24 protein-coding genes are annotated in these 23,827 nt (G+C 67.1%); 9 read left to right on the forward strand and 15 right to left on the reverse strand.

Features of this window, described 5'->3' with window-relative positions:
* The first annotated feature begins 242 nt into the window (after positions 1-242).
* Entirely contained in the window at positions 243-1,409 is a 1,167-nt protein-coding gene (locus BMX32_RS05195; RefSeq protein ID WP_089975310.1) for a murein hydrolase activator EnvC family protein, read from the forward strand.
* 14 nt (positions 1,410-1,423) lie between these two features.
* Entirely contained in the window at positions 1,424-2,779 is a 1,356-nt protein-coding gene (locus BMX32_RS05200; RefSeq protein ID WP_089976960.1) for a S41 family peptidase, read from the forward strand.
* Positions 2,780-2,782: 3 nt separating this feature from the next.
* Here BMX32_RS05200 and BMX32_RS05205 read toward each other — a convergent pair whose 3' ends face one another.
* The 5 genes from BMX32_RS05205 to BMX32_RS05225 are packed head-to-tail and all read right to left on the reverse strand — an operon-like array spanning position 2,783 to position 5,586.
* A complete protein-coding gene (locus BMX32_RS05205) occupies positions 2,783-3,409 on the reverse strand; it encodes a hypothetical protein (protein ID WP_089975312.1) in 627 nt (208 codons plus the stop codon).
* A 4-nt stretch (positions 3,410-3,413) separates the two neighbouring features.
* Complete coding sequence (tatC, locus tag BMX32_RS05210; protein ID WP_089975314.1) at positions 3,414-4,172, reverse strand: twin-arginine translocase subunit TatC; 759 nt, start codon at positions 4,170-4,172, stop codon at positions 3,414-3,416.
* Positions 4,159-4,593 carry a Sec-independent protein translocase protein TatB gene (gene tatB / locus BMX32_RS18870; protein ID WP_244511411.1) on the reverse strand — a complete coding sequence of 145 codons (435 nt, stop codon included), beginning with the start codon at positions 4,591-4,593 and terminating at the stop codon, positions 4,159-4,161. Before tatB ends, tatC begins: the two co-directional genes overlap by 14 nt.
* Before the next feature lie 12 nt (positions 4,594-4,605).
* Positions 4,606-4,851, reverse strand: coding sequence for a twin-arginine translocase TatA/TatE family subunit (gene tatA, locus BMX32_RS05220; protein WP_089975317.1), 246 nt, complete (start codon positions 4,849-4,851; stop codon positions 4,606-4,608).
* A gap of 42 nt (positions 4,852-4,893) precedes the next feature.
* Positions 4,894-5,586, reverse strand: a complete 693-nt coding sequence (locus BMX32_RS05225) for a lipid-binding SYLF domain-containing protein (protein WP_089975320.1) — start codon at positions 5,584-5,586, stop codon at positions 4,894-4,896.
* Between the two features lie 109 nt (positions 5,587-5,695).
* Between BMX32_RS05225 and hemH the strand changes: the two genes are divergently transcribed.
* Both hemH and BMX32_RS05235 read left to right on the forward strand, forming a co-directional pair.
* Positions 5,696-6,817 carry a ferrochelatase gene (hemH, locus tag BMX32_RS05230; RefSeq protein ID WP_089975322.1) on the forward strand — a complete coding sequence of 374 codons (1,122 nt, stop codon included), beginning with the start codon at positions 5,696-5,698 and terminating at the stop codon, positions 6,815-6,817.
* On the forward strand, positions 6,810-7,646 hold the full coding sequence (locus tag BMX32_RS05235; protein WP_089975325.1) for an alpha/beta fold hydrolase: 837 nt from the start codon (positions 6,810-6,812) through the stop codon (positions 7,644-7,646). Before hemH ends, BMX32_RS05235 begins: the two co-directional genes overlap by 8 nt.
* A gap of 57 nt (positions 7,647-7,703) precedes the next feature.
* Here the strand turns inward: BMX32_RS05235 and cyoE are convergent, their stop codons facing one another.
* From cyoE to BMX32_RS05255, 4 genes are read right to left on the reverse strand one after another with little or no spacing between them, the layout of a single operon-like run.
* Entirely contained in the window at positions 7,704-8,621 is a 918-nt protein-coding gene (cyoE, locus tag BMX32_RS05240; RefSeq protein WP_089975328.1) for a heme o synthase, read from the reverse strand.
* On the reverse strand, positions 8,618-9,766 hold the full coding sequence (locus BMX32_RS05245) for a COX15/CtaA family protein (RefSeq protein ID WP_089975330.1): 1,149 nt from the start codon (positions 9,764-9,766) through the stop codon (positions 8,618-8,620). The genes cyoE and BMX32_RS05245 overlap by 4 nt, the downstream gene beginning before the upstream one ends.
* Positions 9,766-10,332 (reverse strand): hypothetical protein, encoded by a 567-nt coding sequence (locus BMX32_RS05250; RefSeq protein WP_089975333.1) that lies wholly within the window; start codon positions 10,330-10,332, stop codon positions 9,766-9,768. Before BMX32_RS05250 ends, BMX32_RS05245 begins: the two co-directional genes overlap by 1 nt.
* Before the next feature lie 18 nt (positions 10,333-10,350).
* Positions 10,351-11,061: an SURF1 family protein gene (locus BMX32_RS05255; protein WP_089975335.1), complete on the reverse strand. Its 711-nt coding sequence runs from the start codon at positions 11,059-11,061 to the stop codon at positions 10,351-10,353.
* 59 nt (positions 11,062-11,120) lie between these two features.
* On the opposite strand from BMX32_RS05255, the gene BMX32_RS05260 reads away from it, so the two are divergent.
* Positions 11,121-11,339 carry a twin transmembrane helix small protein gene (locus tag BMX32_RS05260; protein ID WP_036139356.1) on the forward strand — a complete coding sequence of 73 codons (219 nt, stop codon included), beginning with the start codon at positions 11,121-11,123 and terminating at the stop codon, positions 11,337-11,339.
* A 236-nt stretch (positions 11,340-11,575) separates the two neighbouring features.
* Here BMX32_RS05260 and BMX32_RS05265 read toward each other — a convergent pair whose 3' ends face one another.
* From BMX32_RS05265 to BMX32_RS05280, 5 genes are read right to left on the reverse strand one after another with little or no spacing between them, the layout of a single operon-like run.
* Positions 11,576-12,466 carry a cytochrome c oxidase subunit 3 gene (locus BMX32_RS05265; protein ID WP_089975338.1) on the reverse strand — a complete coding sequence of 297 codons (891 nt, stop codon included), beginning with the start codon at positions 12,464-12,466 and terminating at the stop codon, positions 11,576-11,578.
* A gap of 35 nt (positions 12,467-12,501) precedes the next feature.
* Complete coding sequence (locus BMX32_RS19000) at positions 12,502-12,627, reverse strand: hypothetical protein (RefSeq protein ID WP_280140819.1); 126 nt, start codon at positions 12,625-12,627, stop codon at positions 12,502-12,504.
* A gap of 3 nt (positions 12,628-12,630) precedes the next feature.
* Entirely contained in the window at positions 12,631-14,241 is a 1,611-nt protein-coding gene (gene ctaD, locus BMX32_RS05270) for a cytochrome c oxidase subunit I (RefSeq protein WP_089975341.1), read from the reverse strand.
* 27 nt (positions 14,242-14,268) lie between these two features.
* Positions 14,269-15,168: a cytochrome c oxidase subunit II gene (gene coxB, locus BMX32_RS05275; protein WP_089975343.1), complete on the reverse strand. Its 900-nt coding sequence runs from the start codon at positions 15,166-15,168 to the stop codon at positions 14,269-14,271.
* Positions 15,169-15,180: 12 nt separating this feature from the next.
* The gene (locus BMX32_RS05280; protein ID WP_170843564.1) at positions 15,181-15,675 is read right to left on the reverse strand and encodes a DUF2244 domain-containing protein; all 495 of its coding nucleotides are present in this window, start codon (positions 15,673-15,675) and stop codon (positions 15,181-15,183) included.
* A gap of 182 nt (positions 15,676-15,857) precedes the next feature.
* Between BMX32_RS05280 and putA the strand changes: the two genes are divergently transcribed.
* The 4 genes from putA (at position 15,858) to BMX32_RS05300 (ending at position 21,519) form a co-directional block, all read left to right on the forward strand.
* On the forward strand, positions 15,858-19,010 hold the full coding sequence (gene putA, locus BMX32_RS05285) for a bifunctional proline dehydrogenase/L-glutamate gamma-semialdehyde dehydrogenase PutA (RefSeq protein WP_244511413.1): 3,153 nt from the start codon (positions 15,858-15,860) through the stop codon (positions 19,008-19,010).
* 156 nt (positions 19,011-19,166) lie between these two features.
* Positions 19,167-19,679, forward strand: a complete 513-nt coding sequence (locus BMX32_RS05290) for a hypothetical protein (RefSeq protein ID WP_089975347.1) — start codon at positions 19,167-19,169, stop codon at positions 19,677-19,679.
* Between the two features lie 127 nt (positions 19,680-19,806).
* On the forward strand, positions 19,807-20,373 hold the full coding sequence (locus BMX32_RS05295; protein WP_089975350.1) for a hypothetical protein: 567 nt from the start codon (positions 19,807-19,809) through the stop codon (positions 20,371-20,373).
* Between the two features lie 177 nt (positions 20,374-20,550).
* Positions 20,551-21,519: a hypothetical protein gene (locus tag BMX32_RS05300; RefSeq protein WP_089975353.1), complete on the forward strand. Its 969-nt coding sequence runs from the start codon at positions 20,551-20,553 to the stop codon at positions 21,517-21,519.
* A gap of 46 nt (positions 21,520-21,565) precedes the next feature.
* On the opposite strand, the gene dcp is transcribed toward BMX32_RS05300, so the two are convergent.
* Positions 21,566-23,743, reverse strand: a complete 2,178-nt coding sequence (gene dcp, locus BMX32_RS05305) for a peptidyl-dipeptidase Dcp (RefSeq protein WP_089975357.1) — start codon at positions 23,741-23,743, stop codon at positions 21,566-21,568.
* Positions 23,744-23,827 lie beyond the last annotated feature (84 nt).

Here is a 23,827-nt window from a genome sequence, read left to right on the forward strand (position 1 = left end):
CACGGTAAGGACATGCGCCCCACTTTAGACATATTTGCCGCGCTGCGTCAAAGCCTTCTGGACGTCCAAACGAAATGCAAACGAAAATCCGATGGCCGGCGCCGCGACCATGCGGTCGCGCATGCGCGGCGGAAAAATCGTTTCATCCGAAACCGTGTCGGTATCGTGCTGGCGCCGTCGGGGCCGGCGCGCGTCGCAGGCCGCGCCACGCCTGCGTCTGGCGAATCAGTGATAATCGGACCATGCGCCTAAACGTCCCGCTCGCCGCCACCCTCGCCGCCCTCCTGTCGCTCGCCCCCCTCCCGCCGGCCCATGCCGCGCAGGACGGCAAGACCCGGGTGGAACAGGACGATGCCCGCCGGAAGCTCGAGGGGGTGCGCAAGGACATCGACGCCCTCACCCGGGAGCAGCGGGAGACCGCCAACAGCCGCGACAGCGCCAATGCCGCACTGGCGAAGCAGGCGGAACAGGTCGCGTCGGCCGCCCGCTCGGTCAGGGAGGCCGAAGGCGAGCTCGCACAGCGTCGCCACGACCTGGAGCAGCTGAACGCGCAGCGCGCCAGCATCCAGGCGGGGCTGGACACCCAGAAGGGGGCCCTCGGCGACCTGCTGCGCGCCACCTACACCCTCGGACGCGGGTCGGACCTCCAGCTGCTGCTGGGGGACGAGGACGTGAACCGCATTTCCCGTGCCCTCGCCTACTCCCGCTACTTCCAGGAGAACCGGGTCGAGCGCATCCGCGCGCTGCTTGCGGATCTTTCGCGGCTGCAGGAGGTCGAAACCGCGATCACGGCCGAACAGCAGAAGCTCGAGGCCACCCGGACCGAACGCGAGCAACGCGCGGCCGAGCTGGAGAAGCAGCGCCTCGCGCAGCAGAAGCTCGCCGCCGAGGCCGACTCGAAATACAAGGACCAGGCCCAGCGCATGGCCGCCCTGAAACAGAACGAGCAGGACATGAACGCCCTCGTCGCGCGCCTGCAGAAGGTGATCGACGAGGCGGCGAAAGCCGCCGAAGCGCCCCCGCCGGCCAAGGGCGCGCCGAGCGCGCCGGTGGGCAACCTGCGCGGCAACCTGCCCTGGCCGGCCAACGGCCCCGTGCACGCCTACGGCAACGGCGTGATCATCGTCGCCCCGCGCGGCAGCGAGGTGAAGGCCGTGGCGCGCGGGCGCGTGGTGTTCGCCAGCTTCCTGCGCGGTTACGGCATGATGATCATCGTCAACCACGGCAATGGTTTCATGAGCATGTACGGCAACAACGAAACGCTGCTGCACGGCGTGGGCGACACGGTGGAGGCCGGCGAATCCGTCGGTACCGCGGCGGCGCCCGCCGGCGACAACGGCGCTTACTTCGAGCTGCGTCAGGGTGGCAAGCCCATCGACGCGCGCGCATGGCTCGGCAAACGGCATTGATCATGGAGAACGGCATGCGCCAGCACCCCCTTCGCCTCGCCCTCGCGATCGCCCTCGGCGCGTTGGCCATTCCCGCCAGCGAGGCCCAGGAGGCGAAGCCGGTGCGCCAGCCCGACGCGCCCGCCGCCTCGTCGACCACGGCCGCCGCGGTCGTGCAGAAGGCCGACGACGCGGTGAGCCTCGACGACGTCCGCAATTTCACGCGGGTCTACCACATCGTCCAGCAGGCGTACGTCGAGAAGCTCGACAACAAGAAGATCATGAACGCCGCGATCGGCGGCATGCTGCAGAACCTCGATCCGCACAGCGAGTACCTCGACAAGGAGGGCCTCGACGAGCTCGACGAGGACACCACCGGCCAGTACGGCGGCCTCGGCATCGAGGTGCTCCAGGTCGACGGCATACTGAAGATCGTCGCGCCCATCGACGACACCCCCGCCTCCCGCGCCGGCATCAAACCGGGCGACACGATCCTCAAGGTCGACGGCATGGTGGTCGACAGCCAGAACATCGACGACGCCTTCAAGAAGCTGCGCGGCGAGCCGGGCAGCAAGATCACGCTCACCATCCTCCACGAGAAGTCGGACAAGCCTATCGACATGCCGCTGGTGCGCGAGCGCATCGCGGTGACGAGCGTGAAGGTCCGCGCCCTCGATCCGGGCTATGTCTACATCCGCCTCAGCCAGTTCCAGGAAGACACCTCGACGGACCTCGACAAGAAGCTCGCCGACTACATCAAGAAAAACGGCGCACCCAAGGGTGCCGTGCTCGACCTCCGCTCCAACCCCGGCGGTCTGCTGACCACGGCGGTCGGCGTGGCCGACACCTTCCTCGACGGCGGCACGATCGTCACGACGAAGGGCCGCCTGCCCGACGCCAATCTGCATTTCGACGCGCATCCGGGCGATCTGCTCAAGGGTGCTCCCATCGTGATCCTGGCGGACAACGGTACCGCGTCCGCCGCGGAGATCGTCTCGGGCGCCCTGAAGGACAATCACCGCGCGCTGATCATGGGGCGGCGCACGTTCGGCAAGGGCGTCGTGCAGACCGTGATTCCGCTCGACGACACGCACGCCGTGAAGATCACGACGGCGCGCTACTACACGCCGAACGGCACCTCGATCCAGGCCGAGGGCATCAAGCCGGACATCGCGCTCGCCGAGCTGTCGGTCAACAAGCCCGATTCGGCGCCGCAGTTGATCGGCTCCGAAGCCGACCTGCCGAATCATCTGGTCAACGAGAAGGCCTCGGCGGACGACAAGGCGACCGACGACGACGGCAAGCTGGCGCTCGAAGACTACGCGCTGTCGCAGGCGCTCAACGTGCTCAAGGGCCTGGCGCTGAACCGGCAGGCCAATCCGGCGCGCTGATCGCTACCAGATCTTCCACCACGGCCGCGTCGCCTTCTCCACGGCGGCGCGGGCTTTTCGCGGCAGATCGGGGTCGACGGGCGGCGTGGCGGTCGCTTCCACGAGCGACCACCCATCGCACGTGCCGACGCCGTAGGCCGACGCGGGAAGCCCGGCATGGAACGTGGTGACGCTCTGCGCCAGCTCGATCGGTATCGAGTAGTAATGATCGATGTCGTCGTCTTCGGCGTCCGCCGCGTCCTGCATGGATTCGATCCGCGCATAGATGGCGTCGAACGCCGGCGGAAGGCTGCCGATGGCCGCGAGCTGGCGGGTGTCCTCGCCACCGTCGTGCTCGGCGCGCCAGTTGCGCAGGCCGTTCATGTAGCACGCGGCCGAACTGACCATCACGTGGTCGTCGTACTCGCAGGTCACCACCGTGCAACCTCGCGACAGCCGGCGCACGGCGTCCTCGGCGATCAGCGGCGTGGCGAAACGCGACACCACGACGAACCATCCGCTGGGCAGCGCGAGGGAAAAACCGCGACGCGGATGCATCGCCACCTGGCCGTTGCGCACGAGCTCGAGTTCGGCCAGCACGACGTCCGCGCTCTTTCCGTTGACCGCGAGCCAGCCGATGGACGTGCCCACGACGCTACTCCGCGGGCGCCGGCTTGAGCAGGAACCGCACGGCGAGCAGTCCCACCTCGTAGAGGAGACACATGGGGACCGCGAGCATCACCATCGACAGCAGGTCGGGCGGCGTGATGAACGCCGCGATGGCGAACGCGCCGACGATCGCATAGCCACGCGCCTTGCTCAGCTTCTCGGCATCCACGACCCCGATGGCCGCCAGGATCACCACGGCCACGGGTACCTCGAAGCAAAGGCCGAAGGCGAAGAACATCAGCATCACGAAATCGAGGTAATGCGTGATGTCCGTCATCATCGCCACGCCTTCCGGCGTCACGGCGTTGAGGAACTTGAACGCCGCGGGCAGCACGATGAAGTACGCGAACGCGCAGCCCGAATAGAAGAGCACCAGCGACGCCACCAGCAGCGGCCGCGCCAGCCGCTTCTCGTGGCGGTAAAGCCCCGGGCTGACGAACGACCAGAGCTGGTACAGGATCATCGGCATGCTGATGAACAACGCGACGAAGAAGGCGAGCTTCAGCGGCGTGACGAACGGACTCGCCACCTCGGTCGCGATCAGGTGCGCGCCCTGCGGCATCCGCTCGACCAGGGGTTTGGCGAGTTCCGCGTAGAGGGTGTTCGCGATGGGCACGAGGGCCAGCAACACGAGCAGCAGCACCACGATGGCTCGCATCAGCCGCGAGCGGAGTTCCATCAGGTGGGAGAACAGACCCTCTTCGACCACGTCCTCCGGCGACGGGTCGGGTTCACGTGCGGTCATGCGATTCCGTTCCCGACGGCGTCTGGCCGTCGCGGTTCAAGGGCAGCATGTCGACCGCGGGATCCGGCTGGCGGGCGTCGGCATGGGCCGTCTGGGTCTGGGTGAGGGTCTCGCGGACGCTGTCGCCCGCGGAGCGCAGCTGCGACTCGGCGTCGCGCATGCCGGCACCGACGTTGCGGAAATCCTCGCGGACGGTGTCGTGCGCTGCACGGGCGTTGTCGGCGGTCTCGCGCAGCGTGCGCTTGATCTCTTCGGCGTGGATCTCACGCTCGACCTCGGCCTTCACGCTGTCCCAGCCGTTGCGCACGCGGCGCAGGAGGGCGCCCGCCGTGCGGGCGGCGTGCGGCAGGCGCTCGGGCCCGAGGACGATGAGCGCCACCACCGCCAGGAGCAGCAGTTTGCCGATGCTGATGTCGATCATGACGCGGGCCGATCAGGGGGTGCGGTCGCGCGGCTCGCTGGACTCGCTGTGCACCGGCGGCACCTGGCTCGCCGGCGGCGGGTCGGCGCGCAGCTTTTCGTCGCCCTGACGGGCCTGGCGCGTTTCTTCGTCGCCGTCCATGCCCTTCTTGAAGTCGCGCATGGCGCCGCCCAGATCCGAGCCGATGTTACGCAGCTTCTTCGTGCCGAAGATAAGGACGACGACGAGGAGCAGCAGGACGATGTGGGTAATGCTCATGGAAACCTCGGGGGCCCGGATCGGGCGCCATTGGGACAGGGACTACTTCTGAGTGTACTCCTCCAGTTTATCCCTGAACTCGACCACTTCGCTTGGAACATTCGTGACACCGCCCTCGAAAATGCGACGGGCCGTGATTCCGGGGCCGTAGATCTCCTCATTGGAGTCGTCGTCGATGCTTATGCGCGATCCGTCGAGGGAAATGCCCGCGAACAGTCCCTTGGCCCGAGAATAGGTGTAGATCTCGGCGTTCATCTTGCCGTTGGTCGCGGCCATGGCGGAGCGGCCGACCGGGCCGGCGGCCGCGGAGGCGCTGGCGCCCATCGTGAACTGGCCGTCGATGATCTGGTCGACGCCCTTGTGGGTGCGGAAGACGAGGATCACGTCGACCGACTGGATGCCGGCCTGGAAACCGACGCCGGCTGCCGCGGTGGAGATGAAGTTCGGGTTCGACCATTCACCGGAGCAGTCGCGCTTCTGGGCGATGAGACCCTCACCCTTGGCGCCCGAGAAGACAAAACCGCCCTTGACCATTCCCGGGATGATCGCGACGGCGCAGGCGTTTTTCAGCAGATCCGACGGGATCGACTTGTCCGGGGCGTCGTTCATCATCTCTTTGAGCACGCGGATGGCCTCGGTCGCCTGCTTTCTCGGCGGATCGGCCGCCTGCACGGCCATGGTGGGCACGAGGGCGAGAAGGCCGAAGGCGGTCAGCGAAAACAGGCGTGGGGACATCGGAGGCTCCTTTCGTACGCGGGAGGGCACCGGCTGCGGCAATCCATGCGAGCCCCGCATCCGTCGCCGTATGGCAGACTGCTGCGATCCCCGCGAGCGCCGTACGCCGATGCCAGGTTCAACGAACTATACCGGCCTTGCCGGTTATTCCCACGACATCCCGCCCAGGATCGGGGTACTGCTGGTTAACCTCGGTACACCTGAGGCACCCACGGCCGCGGCCGTCCGGCCGTACCTCGCGCAGTTCCTCGGCGATCCGCGTGTCATCGAATACCCGCGCCTGCTCTGGCTGGCGATCCTGCACGGCGTGATCCTGCGCGTGCGACCCAAGCGATCCGCGCATGCCTATGCCCGGATCTGGACGGCCGAAGGCTCGCCGTTGCGCACCGGCAGCGAAGCGCTCGCCGCCGCGCTGCAGGCCGAGCTGTCCGCCCGCGCGCCCGGTCCGGTCCGCGTGGCGCTGGCCATGCGCTACGGCAAGCCCGACGTCGCCGGCAGGATCGCCGAACTGCAACGGGACGGCGTCCGCCGCCTGATCGTGTTGCCGCTCTATCCGCAGTACTCCGGGACCTCCACCGGCAGCGTCTTCGACGCCGTCGCGGACACGGTCAAAGGCCTGCGCTGGCCGCCGGAGCTGCGCCAGATCAACGATTACCACGCCGAGCCAGGCTACATCGCGGCGCTGGCGGCGAGCGTGCGGGCGCATTGGGCCACGCATGGGCGCGGCGAAAAGCTGCTCATGAGCTTCCACGGCATCCCGGAGCGCTATCTTCGCGCCGGCGATCCCTATTTTTGCCAGTGCCACGCCACCGCGCGACTGCTGCGCGAGGCCCTCGGCGTCACCGAGGACGAGGCTCCGATCAGTTTCCAGTCGCGCGTGGGCCGTGAACGCTGGCTGCACCCGTACACCGACGAGACGGTGAAGGCCTTCGGCAAGCAAGGCCTCAAGCGCATCGACGTGATCAGCCCCGGATTCGCCGTGGACTGCCTCGAAACGCTCGAGGAAATCGCGATGCAGAACGCGGAGTTCTTCCGCGAGGCCGGCGGCGAGACGCTGAGCTACGTCCCATGCCTCAACGCCGCGCCCGCGCACGTGGCCGCCCTCGCGGACCTGGTGTGGCGGCACGGCCAGGGCTGGCCCGAATTCTCGGCGGACTTCGACCCCGCGGCCGCGGCCGTGCGCCAGGCCGCGGCCCGCGAGCGGGCCCGCGCGGTGCGCAGCGATGCGTGAGCTGAAGATCGCCATCCCGGGCCTCGAACTCGCCGGGCTCAGCTGGGGCGAGCCCGACGCCCAGCCCCTGATCCTGCTGCACGGCTGGCTCGACAACGCCGCGAGTTTCGCCCTGCTGGCACCGCGACTGGCCGATCGCTTCCACGTGATCGCGCTCGACCTGCCCGGTCACGGGCATGCCGGCCACCTGCCCGAAGGCACGATCTACCAGCATGTGGATTATGCGCGCGCGGTACTCGCCGCCGCGGATGCGCTCGCCTTGCCGCGTTTTCATCTCCTGGGCCATTCGCTCGGTGCCGGCGTCGCGACGATGGTCGCGGTGGCCGCACCGGAACGCATCCGCGCCCTGGCGCTCATTGAAGGTCTGGGTCCGCTCGGCGACGACGGCTCGCGCACGCTCGACCGCTTTCGCGAGGCCCTGGCGTCACGCGCCGAAGGCAACCGGCCCCTGCGTGTGTTTCCCACCATCGACGATGCGGCGCGTGCGCGCGCACTGGCCAGCGGCCTCGATGCCACCCTCGCGCGGCATATCGTCGAACGAGGGCTGCGCGAGGTCGAGGGCGGCTACAGCTGGCGCAGCGACCCGCGCCTCTCGCGCCCGACGGCCATCCGTCTCGCCGAGACGCAGATCATGTCGCTGCTGCTGGGGCTCGCCGCCCCCACGTCGCTGCTGCTGGCGCGCCCCCACCCGCCCTACCTGGAGCCCGAGGCCCTGCAGATCCGCATCGATTGCGTCGACGACATCCGTGTCACGCACATGGACGGCGGCCACCACCTTCACCTCGAACATCCGGAAGCGGTAGCGAACTGGCTTCACGCCGCCTTGTAGCGACGGCCCCGGCCGCGATCGGTCAGGCGAATGGCTTCGCGCCCAGGTGCCCTGGGCTCAGGCTACCGGGTCGAAGCGGAAACCGGTCTGGATGACCGGGTCGACAAGCCAGTGGTCGGCGAGAAGAAACGCGAACAACACCATCAGGTACACGATGGAGTAGTTGAACGTCTTCATCGCGAAGAGCTCGTCCGGCGGATTGAGCAGGCGGATCGCGTACCAGAGGAAGCCCGCGCCCAGGACGACCGCGCCGAAGAGGTAGATCAGGCCGCTCATGCCCGTGAAGAACGGCAGGAGGGTCACGACGAAGAGCAGAATCGTATAGAACAGGATGTGCCAGCGGGTGTACGTGACGCCATGGGTCACCGGCAGCATCGGTACCTGCGCGCGCAAGTAATCGTCGACGCGGAAGATCGCCAGCGCCCAGAAGTGCGGCGGTGTCCAGACGAAGATGATCAGCAGCAGTTGCAGCGCGTAGGGGTGCAGCGAGTCGGTGACCGCGGTCCAGCCGAGCATCGGCGGCGCGGCGCCGGCGATGCCGCCGATCACGATGTTCTGCGGCGTGGCGCGCTTGAGGTAGGCGGTGTAGATCACCGCGTAGCCGATCAGGGAACAGAACGTCAGCACGGCGGTGAGCATGTTCACCAGGAACACGAGCACGAGCATCGACACGATGCCGAGGCTCATTGCGAAGACGAACACCTGCATCGACGTGAGCTGCCCCGTCGCCAGCGGACGGTGCGACGTGCGTGCCATCACCTTGTCGATGCGCTGGTCGATGAGGTGGTTGAACGCCGCGGCCGATGCCGACGCGAGCCAGATGCCCAGCGTGCCGAAGACCGCCGCGTGCCAGGTGGGCAGGATGCGCTGGCCGTCCTGGTCCACGGCGAGGAACATGCCGATGACCGCGCAGAAGACCAGCAGCGCGACGACGCGCGGCTTGGTCAGTTCGAGATATTGACCGACGGTACTCACGGTGACTCCGGGGCGGGCAGGCGCTGCGTGCTTGCCAGGGCCGCCAGCAGTGTGAAGAGCAGGAGGGCGGCGACGCCATTGTGCGCCGTGGCGACGGGCAGCGGCAGGCCGAGATGCACGTTGCCGACGCCGAGCAGCACCTGCGCGACGAGAACGACCGCGACGGCGACGCCCACCTTTCGCAGGCCGGCGCGGGCCAGCCGGTGCGAGAGCCAGCCGAGATAGCAGAACGTGACCAGCGCGCCGATGCGATGGGCGATCTGGATCGCGCTGCGCGCCGCCATGTCGAGCACGCCGCCTTCGTAGTTCACGCCGATGCCCCGCCACAGCACGAACGCCTGCGGAAAGTCGGTCTGCGGCCACCACTGGCCGAGGCATTTCGGGAAGTCCGTGCCGCAGGCGAGCGCGGCGTAGTTCGAGCTGGTCCATCCGCCGAGCGCGATCTGGCAGACGAGCACGGCGATGCCGACGGCGACGGGCGTGCGCAGCGCGGCGAACCGATCGTCGACGGACCCGACGCGCCACCAGCGCAGCGCGGCCCACGCGAGCAGACCGAACGTCGCGAGCCCGCCCAGCAGGTGCCCCATCACCACGATGGGCTTGAGCAGCAACGTGACGGTCCACATGCCCAGCATCGCCTGGAAGATGATGACCGCCAGCGCGACGACACCGATCTTCCACGCACCGGGACGATCGAGCGTCGCCGCGGCGACCAGCGGCAACGCGATGGCGAGCGCGGACAGGAACGAAGAGAAAAGATGCTCGCCGCGCATGTACATCACGACCCCGACGGCGGCGAATACCGCCGCGGCGATCACCGCGACCGTCGCGAAGCGGCGGCGCCATGCGGCGATCAGGGCGATGGCGAGCACCATCACGCCGAGGCTGCCGGCGAGGAAACGATGGACCTGCTCGCGCCACGCCTTGTGCGTCTCGTAGGGGCGATCGGGGAAGGCCTCGTTCGCACGGGCGATGTCCTGCGCATGGCCCGGCCAGGTGGCCTTGCCGTAGCAGGTGGGCCAGTCGGGGCACGAGAGTCCCGCGTTGGACAGGCGCACGAACGCGCCGAACATCACGACGCAGAACGCGAACAGCGCGGCGAGCAGCGCGAGGGTGCGAAGCGTCTTCACGGCACGCGGCGACATCAGCGAATCACCTTCTGCAGGTCCTTGCGGAGGCCGTTCGGGTCGAACCCCGCCGGGTACCACGCGAGCGCGGTGGCGTTGGATTCGACGAGCACGGCGGCGACGCTGTCCGGCCCGGTCGGACGGAACGCGTCGAAGGCGTTGGCGGGATCGGTGCCGACCTTGTAATCGCGCATGACCGTCGCGGCATCGGTCGCCGTCGGTTCCGGACCGATGTAGAGCAGCCGCAGACGGTCGGCGTTGCGGTTGAGCACGATGCGCGCGTTGCGCATGAGGGCGAGCGTCTTCACGCATTCGGCCGCGCAGCCGGGACCCGGCAGCGCCACCAGCGTGAGGCGCGGCTCGCTGTCTCGCCATGCCCAGGGCTTTCCGTCGACATCCACGCGCACGTCGGCGAGGCTGCGCTGCGGCACGATCGGCTGGCCGTTACCCTTGCCCTGCGGCTGCCATCCCGACAACGTCAGCAGCCCGGCCGCGACGATGGGCGCGAGGAACACCAGCATGATCAGCACCAGCTTCAGCCGGCCGGTGCGCGAGGGAGTGGATCGGACGTTCGGATCGGTCATGGTTTCTCGGGCCGCTTCTTAGCGTCGCTTGCGATGCAGGAGAACGAAGATCACCAATGCGGCGAACGCGAAGGTGAACCACTGGAAGGCGTACGCGCGATGACGGGCCGGCGGCATGAAGCCGGGTGTCCAGTCGCGAGCGTAGAGGGTCGCCGGGTCGGGATCGAGCAGCAGCACGCGAGGATACAGCGAGCGGGCGAGGTCGACGCCGATCTCGCCCAGATCGACGTACACCATCGACTTTTCCGCACCCTGCTGCGCGGGCAGCGGATTGCCGCCCATGCGGATGCCCACGCCGGGCGGCGGCACGTACAGGCCCCGCACGCGCGTCTCGCCCGTGGGCAGGGGCGGCAGGCGCGGGTTCGCGCCGCGTTCCTTCGGGAGGAAACCGAGGTCGACAAGCAGCCAGCGGCTCTTGCCGTCCGGCGCGAACGGCGCGTACGCGTGCACCCCGACCTGGCCGGCGTGCGTCTGGTCGTCCAGCAGGTACACATGACCGGGCACGAAGGTGCCGCGGAGGTCCAGCCGCGGGTAGCGGTCCACCGGCGGCGTCTCCGCGATCATGCCGAAGTCCTCGACCCCCGCCGCGGCGGATGCGGCGAAGCGCCGCAGGAGCTCGTCCTTCTCGCCGGCGCGATCGAGCTGCCATACGCCGAGGCGCACGAAAACCAGCACGCCCACCACCGTGAGTGCGACAGCGAACCACGTCGGACGACGCAGAAAGGTCATGCAAGACCCCGCGTGGCCACCGCTATACTCGGATTGTCGCAATCGGGCGGAAGGGTCACGTGGAAACCATCTACAAATACGCGCTGGTGATCCTGCTGCTGGTGGTGCTGTTCAACCTCGGGCAGGCGCTGTTCTTCATGATGACCGACAAGGGCCAGAGCAAGCGCACCGTCTGGGCGCTCACCCGCCGAATCGGACTGTCGCTGCTGCTCATCGCCATGGTCGCCCTGGGGATCTTCATGGGCTGGCTGCACCCCCACGGGGTCGGGCAATTCTAACGCGCACAGCCGGGGGGCCAAGGCGCGGTGCGGCATTTGGTGCATTCAAGCCGTGAGTCCTGAATGCCGGAGGCGCGTCGCCGCCTTGTGGGAGCGCGCTCGCGCGCGAATGGGTGCTCGCGATAGCCCGGCCCGCTGCCGCGGGTTCGCCGGCAAGCCAGCTCCCACAGGGTCATCGCAAGCCTGGAGTGTCGCTACGCCGCAAAAAAAAGCCGCCTTTCGGCGGCTTTTTCGTGTCAAAGCACGTAGACGAAGAGGAACAGCGCCAGCCAGACCACGTCGACGAAGTGCCAGTACCACGCCACGGCTTCGAAGCCGAAATGATCGTCCTTCGAGAAGTGACCCTTCGCGCAGCGGACCCAGATGATCGCCAGCATGATCGTGCCGAGCGTCACGTGCATGCCGTGGAAGCCGGTGAGCATGAAGAACGTGGCGCCATACACGCCGCTGCCCAGCGTGAGGTTGAAGTGCTCGTACGCCTCGGCGTACTCGTGCGCCTGGAACCACAGGAACAGGCAACCCAGCAGCACCGTGGCGCCGAGACCGATCAGCAGCGTCCTGCGATGGCCCGCCTTCAGCGCATGGTGCGCGATGGTGATCGTGACGCCCGACGACAGCAGGATCAGCGTGTTCAGCAGCGGCAGGCCCCACGCGGGGATCGTCTGGAACGCGCCGCCGATCTTCTGGGGACCACCGCCGCCCGATGCGCCCCAAGAGGCGTTGTAGCCTTCCCAGAGGAACTGGTGGGTGAGCACGCCGTGGCCTTCGCCACCGAGCCAGGGCACCGCGAACAGGCGCGCGTAGAACAGCGCGCCGAAGAACGCCCCGAAGAACATCACCTCGGAGAAGATGAACCACATCATTCCCATGCGGAACGAGCGGTCGACCTGGCCGTTGTAGCTACCGGACAGCGATTCGTTGATCACCGAACGGAACCAGCCGAAGAACATGCCCAGGATCATGGCGATGCCGACCCAGAACAGGGGTTCGCCAAAGCTGGCCTGGCCCGGCTGCGCGTTCAGCCAGTGCGCGGCACCGAAGACGGTGACGAACATCGAGACCGCGGCCACGATGGGCCAGTAGCTCTTGCTCGGTACGAAATAGACGTCGTGTTGCTGGTGACCCATGGTGGTTTCCCGTGGATGTCGCTTGGTTTAGCCGGTCAGACCTTCAGCATCTGCACGATCGAGAGCAGGAACACCGCCAACGCGAAGCCGCCCGCGATCAGCGCGGTGCGGCGGGCGCGCCGGCGGCGCGCCTCGATGTCGGCGTCCGTCGTGCCCTGCATCGGTCAGTGTTCCGTGTTGCCGTGGGCGAGCTCGTCGTCGTGGATGACGGGCGGCACGTCGAACGTATGGAAGGGCGCCGGCGACGGCACCGTCCACTCGAGACCCTTGGCACCTTCCCACGAGCGATCGGCGGCCTTCTTCTTCGAGAAGAACACGCAGTGGATCACCACGCCCAGGAAGATCAGCTGCGAGGCGCCGAACCAGAAGCCGCCGATCGAGCTGATCATGTTGAAGTTGGCGAAGGCCACGTTGTAGTCGGGGATGCGTCGCGGCATGCCGGCCAGGCCGAGGAAGTGCTGCGGGAAGAACAGCACGTTGACCGAGATGACGCTCGACCAGAAGTGGATCTTGCCCCACGTCTCGCTGTACATGTTGCCCGACCACTTCGGCAGCCAGTAGTACGCGGCGGCCATGATCGAGAACGCGGCGCCGGTCACCAGCACGTAGTGGAAGTGGGCGACCACGAAGTACGTGTCGTGGTACTGGAAGTCCGCCGGCGCGAGCGCGAGCATCAGGCCCGAGAAGCCGCCGATGGTGAAGAGGATCACGAACGCGATCGAGAACAGCATCGGCGTCTCGAAGGTCATCGAGCCGCCCCACATCGTGGACACCCAGTTGAACACCTTCACGCCCGTGGGCACGGCGATCAGCATCGTGGCGTACATGAAGAAGATCTCGGCGCCCATCGGCAGGCCCACGGCGAACATGTGGTGCGCCCAGACGATGAACGAGAGGAACGCGATCGAGGCGATCGCGAACACCATCGCGCGGTAGCCGAAGATCGGCTTGCGGGCGAAGGTGGGGATGATCTCCGAGATGATCCCGAACGCGGGCAGGATCATGATGTAGACCTCGGGATGCCCGAAGAACCAGAAGATGTGCTGGAACAGCACCGGATCGCCGCCGCCGGCGGCGTTGAAGAAGTTGGTGTGGAAGTACTTGTCGGTCAGCAGCATCGTGACCGCGCCGGCGAGCACCGGCATCACCGCGATCAGCAGGAACGCCGTGATCAGCCAGCTCCACACGAACACCGGCATCTTCAGCAGGTCCATGCCCGGGGCGCGCATGTTGAGGATGGTGGCGATGATGTTGATGGCGCCCATGATGGAGCTGATACCCATCAGGTGGACCGCGAAGATCGTGTACGCGATCGATTCGCCCTGCAGCGACAGCGGCGGGTACATCGTCCAGCCGCCGGCGGGGCCGCCGCCCGGCATGAACAGCGTCGAGAGCAGCAGGATGAACGCGAACGGCATGATCCAGAACGACAGGTTGTTCATGCGCGGCAGCGCCATGTCGGGCGCGCCGACCATGAGCGGGATCATCCAGTTCGCCAGGCCGACGAACGACGGCATGATGGCGCCGAAGATCATCACCAGCGCGTGCATCGTCGTCATTTCATTGAAGAAATACGGCTGCACGAGCTGCATGCCCGGCTTGAACAACTCCGCGCGGATGACCATCGCGAAGGCGCCGCCGATGAAGAACATCGTCAGCGAGAAGATCAGGTACAGCGTGCCGATGTCCTTGTGATTCGTGGACATCACCCATCGCTGGAAGAACCCCTTGGGAGCTCCGTGGTGATCGTGGTCGTGGGTGGCTGCGTGCGCCATGGCCTTGCACCTCTACCTTAACTTGGATTAGCCCTGGGGGGCCTGGGCGGGGACGGTCTGGGCGGTCTGCGCGGCCTTCTGGATCTTGGCCTCGTCTTCCTGCGTCGCCAGCCACTGTTCGAATTCGGCCTTCGGGACGGCCTTGACCACGATCGGCATGAAGCCGTGGTCCTGGCCGCAGAGCTCGGCGCACTGGCCACGGTAGACACCGGGCTCCTTGATGTTCGTCCAGGCCGAATTGACGATGCCCGGGATCGCATCCATCTTCCAGCCCAGCGCCGGCACCCACCACGAGTGGATGACGTCGCCGCCGACGATGACGAAGCGGATCTTGGTGCCCACGGGCACCACCAGCGGCTTGTCGACGTCGAGCAGGTAGGTGTTGTAGCCGTCGACCTTGATCTTGTCCGGGTCGAGGTTGGACTTCAGCTGGCGCGTGCGATCGGAGGTTTCTTCCAGCTTCGACATGAAGCCGACCTGGTCGACGCTCTTGCCCTTGTAGTCGACGTAGTCGTAGCGCCATTTCCACTGGAAGCCGGTGACCTTGATGGTCATCTCGGATTTGGTGGTATCGGCGAACGACGTGAGGCCACCCGTGGCGAGGTGGGCCAGGAAAATGAGGATGATGACGGGGAGGACCGTCCACACCACTTCGAGCTTGGTGCTGTGCGACCACTTTTCGGCGACGGCGCCGCGCGACTTGCGGAAGCGGAACATGGCGATGAACATCGCGCCGAACACGACGATGCCGATGACCACGCAGACCCACAACGCCACCATGTGCATGGCGTAAGGGGACCATTCGGCGGCGCCCTTGGTCATGTTCAGCTGGTTCGGTTCCGGGTTGGCCCAGGCCGTCCCTCCGAACAGCGCGAAGGCGAGTGCCGCCCACGCAGATACCGATCGTCCGATGCCGCCAGATGTCATGTGTCTTGCACCTTAGTTGAACCTACCTGCGCGGCCGTCTTCAGAGACTTCGGACAGCAGCACCATGAGTTTCCTTGACACCTCGGCCCGCTCCTCTTCCCCAAGGAAGGCGCCGATTTCGAGCTCGTTGCCATGCGACGCGAGCAACAGGCGCTGGCGCCCATTCCCCTGTTTCAGCCCGACCCGTACCCAGTACGTCTGGAAACGGACCGTCCGGCGACCCGGCATGGCACGAACCTCCAGCGTATCCGGACCGATCGCGATGCGCTCACCCCTGCCGCCGGCCCGCCAGGCCGCGCCAAGCGCGAACCCCACGGCGAAGGCTTCGATCAGGGCGAACAGGGGAGCGAACACGTTTCCCTGCCACGCACCGAGCGACGCCGTCGCCAGGGCTATCGCCGCGAGGCCGATGATCGTCCGACGCAGACCGCGCTTGTCCAGCGCACGGTTGGGCCGGAGCCACAACACGCGCGGGTGACCCGCGACGGTCGGTCGAAGCACGAACATGGGAGCCTACGCGTGCCTGGAACCTTCGGGATGATAGGGCGCTATTTAAGATGCAGCAAGGTTGGAAGGCGGCGCTTTGTCGCACCCGGGAAACGCTGACCCGCCGGGCCGGCGGGACGACGACACACGAAACCCCGCCAGACCTTACAATGGGCGGTCTCCCCCGGCCCTACACGTCCCCAGTGAACCCGACCATTCTTCGTCCCGAACTTCCGACCGGCGTCGAGCCGGCGCGTGCGCGCATCACGGCCGCCTGGCTGCGCGACGAAACCGAGGCCGTGAACGACCTGCTGGCGCAGGCCACCCTGCCCCCGACCGAGCGCGAGCACGTCATCGACGTCGCCGCCGGCCTGGTGACGCGCGTTCGCGCGCGGGCGAAGGACCAGAGCGCCGTCGAGTCGTTCATGCGCCAGTACGACCTCTCGTCCGAGGAAGGCGTGCTGCTGATGTGCGTGGCGGAAGCCCTGCTGCGCATCCCCGACAAATCCACCGCCGACAAGCTGATCCGCGACAAGCTCGGCGACGCCAACTGGAAGAAACACCTGGGGCAGAGCGAGTCGCTGTTCGTCAACGCCTCCACCTGGGGCCTGATGCTCACCGGCCACCTGGTGAACCTCGCCGAGGAAACCCGCCACGACTTCACCTCCGGCCTGCGCCGCCTGGTGGGTCGCGCCGGCGAGCCGGTGGTGCGCCTCGCCGTGCGCCAGGCCATGCGCATCATGGGCCACCAGTTCGTGATGGGCCGCACGATCAAGGAAGCCCTCGATCGTTCCGCCGAGAAGGAACACGCGGTCTACCGCTACTCTTACGACATGCTCGGCGAGTCGGCGCTCACGCAGGCCACCGCGGAGCGCTACCAGCAGGACTATCGCGACGCGATCAACGCGCTCGGCGCCCGCGGCCCGTTCCCGAACAACCTCGAGGCCCCGTCGATCTCGGTCAAGCTCTCGGCGCTGCATCCGCGCTACGAGGTCGCCAACCGCGCCCGCGCACGCGCGGAACTCGGCGCGAAGCTGCTCGAACTGTCGCAGCTGGCGTTCCGGAACGGCATCGCCCTCTCGGTCGACGCCGAGGAGACGGATCGCCTCGAGCTGTCACTCGACATCATCGGCGACGTCTTCGAGCACCCGTCGCTCGAAGGCTGGAACGGCCTCGGCATCGTGATCCAGGCGTACCAGAAGCGCGCGCCGTTCGTCATCGACTGGGTGACCGAGAAGGCCCGCGCCACCGGTCGCCGCTGGTTCGTGCGCCTGGTGAAGGGCGCCTACTGGGACGCCGAGATCAAGCGTTCGCAGGAAGGCGGCCTGGCCGGCTACCCCGTTTATACGCGCAAGCCGAACACCGACGTGTCTTACCTCGCTTGCGCCCGCCGTCTGTTCGCCGCCGGCGCCGACGCGGTGTACCCGCAGTTCGCCACGCACAACGCGCATACCATCGCCGCGATCCATCACATCGCGCAGGGCCGTGCGTACGAGAACCAGCGCCTGCACGGCATGGGCGCCGACCTCTACGCGGAGGTCATCGGCAAGGACAAGCTCAACGTGCCCTGCCGCGTCTACGCGCCGGTGGGCAGCCACGAAGACCTGCTGCCGTACCTCGTCCGCCGCCTGCTCGAGAACGGTGCCAACACGAGCTTCGTCAACCGCGTCGTCGACGAGACGGTGCCGGTGCGCGACCTCGTCGCCGATCCCTGCGAGATCGTGCGCGCCTTCGCCTCCATTCCCCACCCCCGTATCCCCCTGCCGGTCAATCTCTACGGCGAACTCCGGAAGAACTCCATGGGCATGAACTTCGCTAACGACAACGAGCTCAACGAGCTCGCCGACGCCGTGAACCGTCACAGCGGTCCGTGGAACGCCACGCCGCTCGTCGCCGGCACCAGCACCGGCGGCACGAAGTCCGAGGTCACCGACCCGTCGGACCGCCGTCGCATCATCGGCACGGTCGAGAACGCCGATCCGGCGCTCGTCGACACCGCGCTCGCCGCCGCCACGAAGGCGCAGCCGGGCTGGGACCGCCTGCCGGCCGCCAGCCGCGCCGCGATCCTGGAGCACGCCGCCGAGCAGCTCGAGCACAACCGCGCGGAATTCATCGCGCTGTGCGTGCGCGAGGCTGGCAAGAGCCTGCCGGATGCCATCGCCGAGATCCGCGAAGCGGCCGACTTCCTCCGTTACTACGCCACCATGGCGCGCCGCCTCTTCGGGCAGCCCGAGCAGCTTCCGGGTCCCACCGGCGAGAGCAACCAGCTCTTCCTCAACGGCCGTGGCGTGTTCGTCTGCATCAGCCCGTGGAACTTCCCGCTCGCGATCTTCCTGGGCCAGGTCGCCGCGGCGCTCGCCGCCGGCAACGCGGTGATCGCGAAGCCTGCGGAGCAGACCTCGCTCGTCGGGTTCGTCGCGGTGAAGCTGCTGCACGCCGCCGGCGTGCCGACCGACGTGCTGCAGTTCCTGCCGGGCGACGGCGCGACCGTCGGCGCCGCGCTCACGCGCGATCCGCGCGTGGCCGGCGTGGCCTTTACGGGCTCCACCGAGACGGCCTGGGCGATCAACCGCGCCCTCGCCGCGCGCAACGCCCCGATCGCCGCGCTCGTCGCCGAAACGGGCGGCCAGAACGCGATGATCGCCGACTCGTCGGCGCTGCCCGAGCAGATCGTGAAGGACGTCATCGCCTCGGCGTTCCAGTCGGCCGGCCAGCGTTGCTCCGCCGCGCGCGTGCTGTTCGTGCAGGAAGACATCGCCGACAAGGTGATCTCGATGCTCGCCGGCGCGATGGCCGAGCTCAAGGTCGGCGACCCCGGCCTGCTGTCGACCGACGTCGGCCCGGTGATCGACGAAGACGCCCGCAAGATCCTCGTCGACCACGTCGCCCGCATGGATCGCGAAGCGACGAAGATCGCGGAAGTTCCGGTGCCCGACACGGTCGCCCACGGCACGTTCTTCGCGCCGCGCGCTTACGAGATCCCTTCGCTGGCCGCGCTCACGCGCGAGATCTTCGGCCCCGTGCTGCACGTCATCCGCTGGAAGGGCTCGGAGCTCGAGAAGGTGGTCGACCAGATCAACGCCACCGGTTTCGGCCTGACGCTGGGCATCCACAGCCGCATCGACGACACGATCGAGTTCATCCAGACGCGTGCGCGCGTCGGTAACTGCTACGTCAACCGCAACCAGATCGGCGCGGTGGTCGGCGTGCAGCCGTTCGGCGGCGAAGGTCTCTCGGGTACCGGTCCGAAGGCCGGTGGCCCGCACTACCTGCTCCGCTTCGCCGGCGAGCGCACGCTCACCATCAATACGACGGCCGCGGGCGGCAACGCGTCGCTGCTGACGATCGGCGAATAACGCCCGTCGCGATGGAAATGAAAGCCGCCTTCCGCGAGGAAGGCGGCTTTTTTTGTCAACGGCTCCTGCACGGCGCGTGCCGCATCTGTGCCTTCGTCGCGTCGCGCGCCGGGCAGACTGGGCGGCTCCATAGCCACCCCCAGGGAGCAGCACGACATGCACCGTCACGCCTTCATCGCCATCGTCGGCGCGTTCGCCCCGACCGCGCCCATCGCACAGACCGCCGTCGAATGCTTCGACCACCTTCCTCCGGTAACGATCGGCATCGGACAACCGCTGGAGCTCGACCGATTCCGCATCGAGGTGCCTTTCGGCGGTCGTAGCGCGGCGATACGCGCCGCTCCCATTGTCGACGACATCGCCTCGGGCATGGTGCTCGGCATGCCCCACGGCGAACCGTCGTCCACGGTCGTCCTGACGTTCGCGTCGCCGTGGCAGCGTGTAGACATCGACGTCGTCCTTCCGCCGACGATCGCCACGCCCTCACCGGAAACGGTCGTGCTGACCTATGCCGAGGGCGACGAGCACGCGTCGGCGCTCGGCCTGAGGCACAGTGCGACGGGGCTCCGCCAGCACATCGCTCTGGGCACACCGCAAGGCAGACCGATCCGCCAGATCACGGTCTTGCTGCGCGACGGCGCCTACCTCGACAACGTCGGGATGCGGTAGCGGACGAGGCGCGCCTACAACTTAAGGCCTATTGCGTGGCCGTCCGCGCGTTGTTCTGCTGTGACGGCGCCGACGGACATGGCGCCCATCGCCACGGAGGGACTACCTAGTGAGGACGCCACTACCGGTGACGCGTGTACCAGCGAAGGTGCCGCGCGCCCTGCCACGCAAGACGGTCGCCGCGTCGCGCGGCCGGAATCGCGGATGGGAACATCCGCAGGTCCGCGAACTGCTCCACGGCCGGCGCGATCTCGGTCCCGAAGCCGTCGAGCAGACCTTCGCCGACGATCAGCTCGGCCTGATCCGCGCCGGGGATATCCAGGCGCTCGAGCACCTCATCGTCGTGACCGGCGATCGCGACGCGATCATCGAGCAGTCCGACGACGGCAACGTGCTCACGGGGTGCTATCGCAGCGAGAACGATTGCAGGCTGATCTTCCGCTACGCGTACGGGCGCGTCCGCTGCAAGGTGCGGACCCTCTGCGACACGGGCGACGTGCATCTCGGGTTTCTCAACTGCCTCTTCCAGGAAGTGCAGACGGTGAACATCCAGCGACCGCGAAGCAACCGCAACGACGCGTCGGGAAGCCTCTGGACGACGCTCGAATTCCATGCGGAGCCGCTGTACGAACTGCAGGGCATCGCATGGCGCGGGGGCATGCTGCAGATATCGAGCATCGAGCTCATGCCCTGATGGATGACGCACGCCTTTCATCCGTCGTCTCCGGATGCATCGCAGGCCATCGCGCACACGGCGACTCACGGTTGCCGTGTCGCGTCATTGAGAAAACTCCCATATATCGCGTAGGAACACGCTGATAGGATGCGCGCGGCCAATTCGGCATCACCGCATTCCAGGGAGGAATGATTCATGCAGCACACCCGCGCATTCCCGCTCTTGTCAGTCCTCGCAGCCGCTCTTTTCCCGGTCCATGCCTTCGCGACCGAAACGCTCCAGACCTTCGACCAGGCGGCACCGGGGCTCATCCAGCCCGGCGAGCGCCTTCGGGTCGACGGCATCACCGTCTCCACGCAGGACGGAACCACCGCTGCGATCAAGGCGGTGAAGGATCCTGACGAACTCGCCTCGGGCATCGCCGTGGGCGCCGTCGACGATGGCTCGACGGCGTCCCTCAAGCTGTTCTTCACCAGGCCCCAGCCGTCGGTTGCGTTCACGCTGGTGCTTCCGGCTTCCGCCGCGCCGTACACGGCGCTGGCAAGCGTGCTGAACGGACGCGAGGAGCGCCGCCAGATCGTCGCCATCGACCATCGCGCGATGGAGCAGCGCGTGCGCGTCCGCCTGCATGGCGACGACGGTGCGCGAATCGAGAACGTCGCACTCACGCTTGGCCACGGCGCGTACGTCGACAACGTCACGATCGATACCACGGAAGCCGGCGACGGCTACGTGATCGATCCCGCGCTGCTTCCGCAGGGCGCGATGTCCGGCCATGGCGAGACCGACGATGCGATCGTCACGCCGACGGCGAACCTCTTCGTGGGCCGCGAGCCGACGAGCGGCACGCCGATGCTCGGCAGCCGGCTCGCGACGGGCAACGACGTATCGTTCGTCTTCAAGGGCCGTCGCGACGCCATCGAGGTGACGCTCGCCGCGCCAGCGACATCGGATGCCGATCTGGAATTCTCCGCGTCGGACGTCGCAGGCGGCGGTCACATCTACCCCATCCACACCACGCATGTCCGTCGCGGCGACACGCGTGCCTGCTTCAAGGCGCCGCTCGGAACCGAGCTGCAGGCGCTGCGCTGGACGGGCGGGAACCTGGCGATCCGCAAGATCGAATTGCGCTCGACGCCGGCGGGCTCCTGCGAGGGGCAGTGATCGACGAACGGCGTGGAGGAGCGATCCTCCACACCGTTTCGATGGCTCACTTCAGGCCGCGATCCTTCAGCATCGGCTCGATGCTCGGATCCTTGCCGCGGAAATCGCGGTAGAGCTTGCCGAGGTCTTCCGTGTTGCCACGCGAAAGAATCTTGTCGCGGAAGATCTGGCCATTCTCGCGGGTCAGGCCGCCGTGCTCCCGGAACCACTCGAACGCGTCGGAATCCAGCATCTGCGTCCACAGGTAGGCGTAGTAGCCCGCGGCGTACTCGCTACCCCAGATGTGCTGGAAGTAGCTGGAGCGGTAACGCGGCGGCACCTGCGCCAGCGTGAAGCCGGCGTCCTTCAGTGCCTTCGTCTCGAACGCATCGACATCCTGCTTCGCGTCCGCCGGCGCGAGCATGTGCCAGCGCATGTCGAGCAGTGCCGCCGAAATCAGTTCGCTCATCGCGTAACCCTGATTGAAGCTGCCCGCCTTCTTGATCTTCGCCACCAGCTCCGCCGGCATGGCTTCTTTCGTCTGGTAATGCTTCGCGTAGTTGGCGAACACCTTCGGATCGGTCGCCCACTGCTCGTTGAACTGCGACGGGAACTCCACGAAGTCGCGCGCGGTGTTCGCGCCGGACAACGACGGGTACTGCGAATCGGCGAACATGCCGTGCAGCGCATGGCCGAACTCGTGGAACATCGTGGTGACGTCGTCGAACGTCAGCAGCGCCGGCTGGCCCGCGGCGGGCCTGGTGAAGTTGGTGACGTTATAGACCACCGGCTTGTCACCGAACAGCTTCGACTGGTCGACGATGTTGCTCATCCACGCGCCGCCGTTCTTGTTGTCGCGCTTGAAGAAGTCGGCGTAGAACAGCGCCATCGAGCTGCCGTCCTTGTCGAACACCTCGAACACGCGGACATCCGGCTGCCACACCGGGATGTCCTTGCGCTCCTTGAACGTGAGGCCGTACAACTGGTTCGCGGCGTAGAACACGCCGTTCTGCAAGACGTTGTCGAGCTCGAAGTACGGACGCACCTGCGCTTCGTCGAGATCGTATTTCGCCTTGCGCACCTTCTCCGCGTAGTGGTCCCAGTCCCAGGCCTGTACCTGGAAGCCGCCGTTCTCCTGATCGATCACCTTCTGGATATCGGCCGATTCGTTCTTCGCGCGCGCGACCGCGGCCGGCGCGAGGCGCTCCATGAACTTCTCGGCGGCTTCGGGCGTCTTCGCCATCTGATCGTCGAGCTTCCATGCGGCATAGTTGGGGAAGCCCAGGATCTTCGCGCGATCGGCGCGCACCTGGACGATCCTGACGATGAGTGCGCGCGTGTCGTTCGCGTCGCCGTGCTCGGCGCGATCCCAGGACGCCTTGAACAGCTTCTCGCGCGTGGCGCGGTCGTTCATCGACTGCAGCGCCGGCTGCTGCGTGGTGTTCTGCAGCGGAATGGCGAACTTGCCTTCGGCGCCCCGATCCTTCGCGGCGACGGCGGCCGCGGCCACGTCGCTTTCCGACATGCCGTCGAGCGCCTTGCGGTCGTCGACCACGAGCGCGGCGGCGGTGGTGGCGGCCAGCAGCTGCTGGGTGAACTTCTTGGTGAGCGTCGATTCTTCCTTGTTCAGCTCTTTCAGCTTCGTCTTGTCGGCGTCGGAAAGCTTCGCGCCCTGGTGCACGAACCTGTCGTATTTCACTTCGAGCAGGCGCGCCGATTCCGGATCGAGATGGAGGGACGCGCGCTTTTCGTAGAGCGCCTCGACACGCTTGAACAGCTTGTCGTTGAGATAGATCGCATCGTCGTGCGCGGCGAGTTCCGGCGCCAGCGCTTCGTCCGCCTTCTGCAGCGCATCGTTCGTGTACGCGCCGGTCAGTGTGTCGAAGACCGCCCGGGAGCGCTTCAGGAGCACGCCCGACTTCTCCATCGCGACGATGGTGTTCTCGAAGGTGGGTTCCTCGGGTGCGTTCGCGATCGCCTCGATTTCGGCGATCTGCTGCTTCATGCCTTCTTCGATCGCGGGCTGGTAGTCGGCATCGGTGATCTTGTCGAAGGCGGGCGCGTGGAACGGCAACGTGCTCGCGGTGAGAAGCGGGTTCTCGCGCGCGGCCGGCGCCGCGCTGGACGGCGCGGCCGGTGCGCTGGCGCCGGCTGCCGGCACCGTCTTGTCCGCGTCGTTGGATGAGGAGCAGGCGGCGGTGAGGGCGATCGAGGTGGCGATCACGAGCGTACGTACCTTCGGCATGGAGGGGCTGTCCGTGGGGTGAAAGGCCCCGACTCTAGCCGTGGCGGCACGCCCCGGACAACCGCCAAGGAAGGATTGGCCGCC

Origin of the sequence: Luteibacter sp. UNCMF331Sha3.1 (assembly GCF_900109915.1) — a bacterium.
Taxonomy (GTDB): Bacteria; Pseudomonadota; Gammaproteobacteria; order Xanthomonadales; family Rhodanobacteraceae; genus Luteibacter.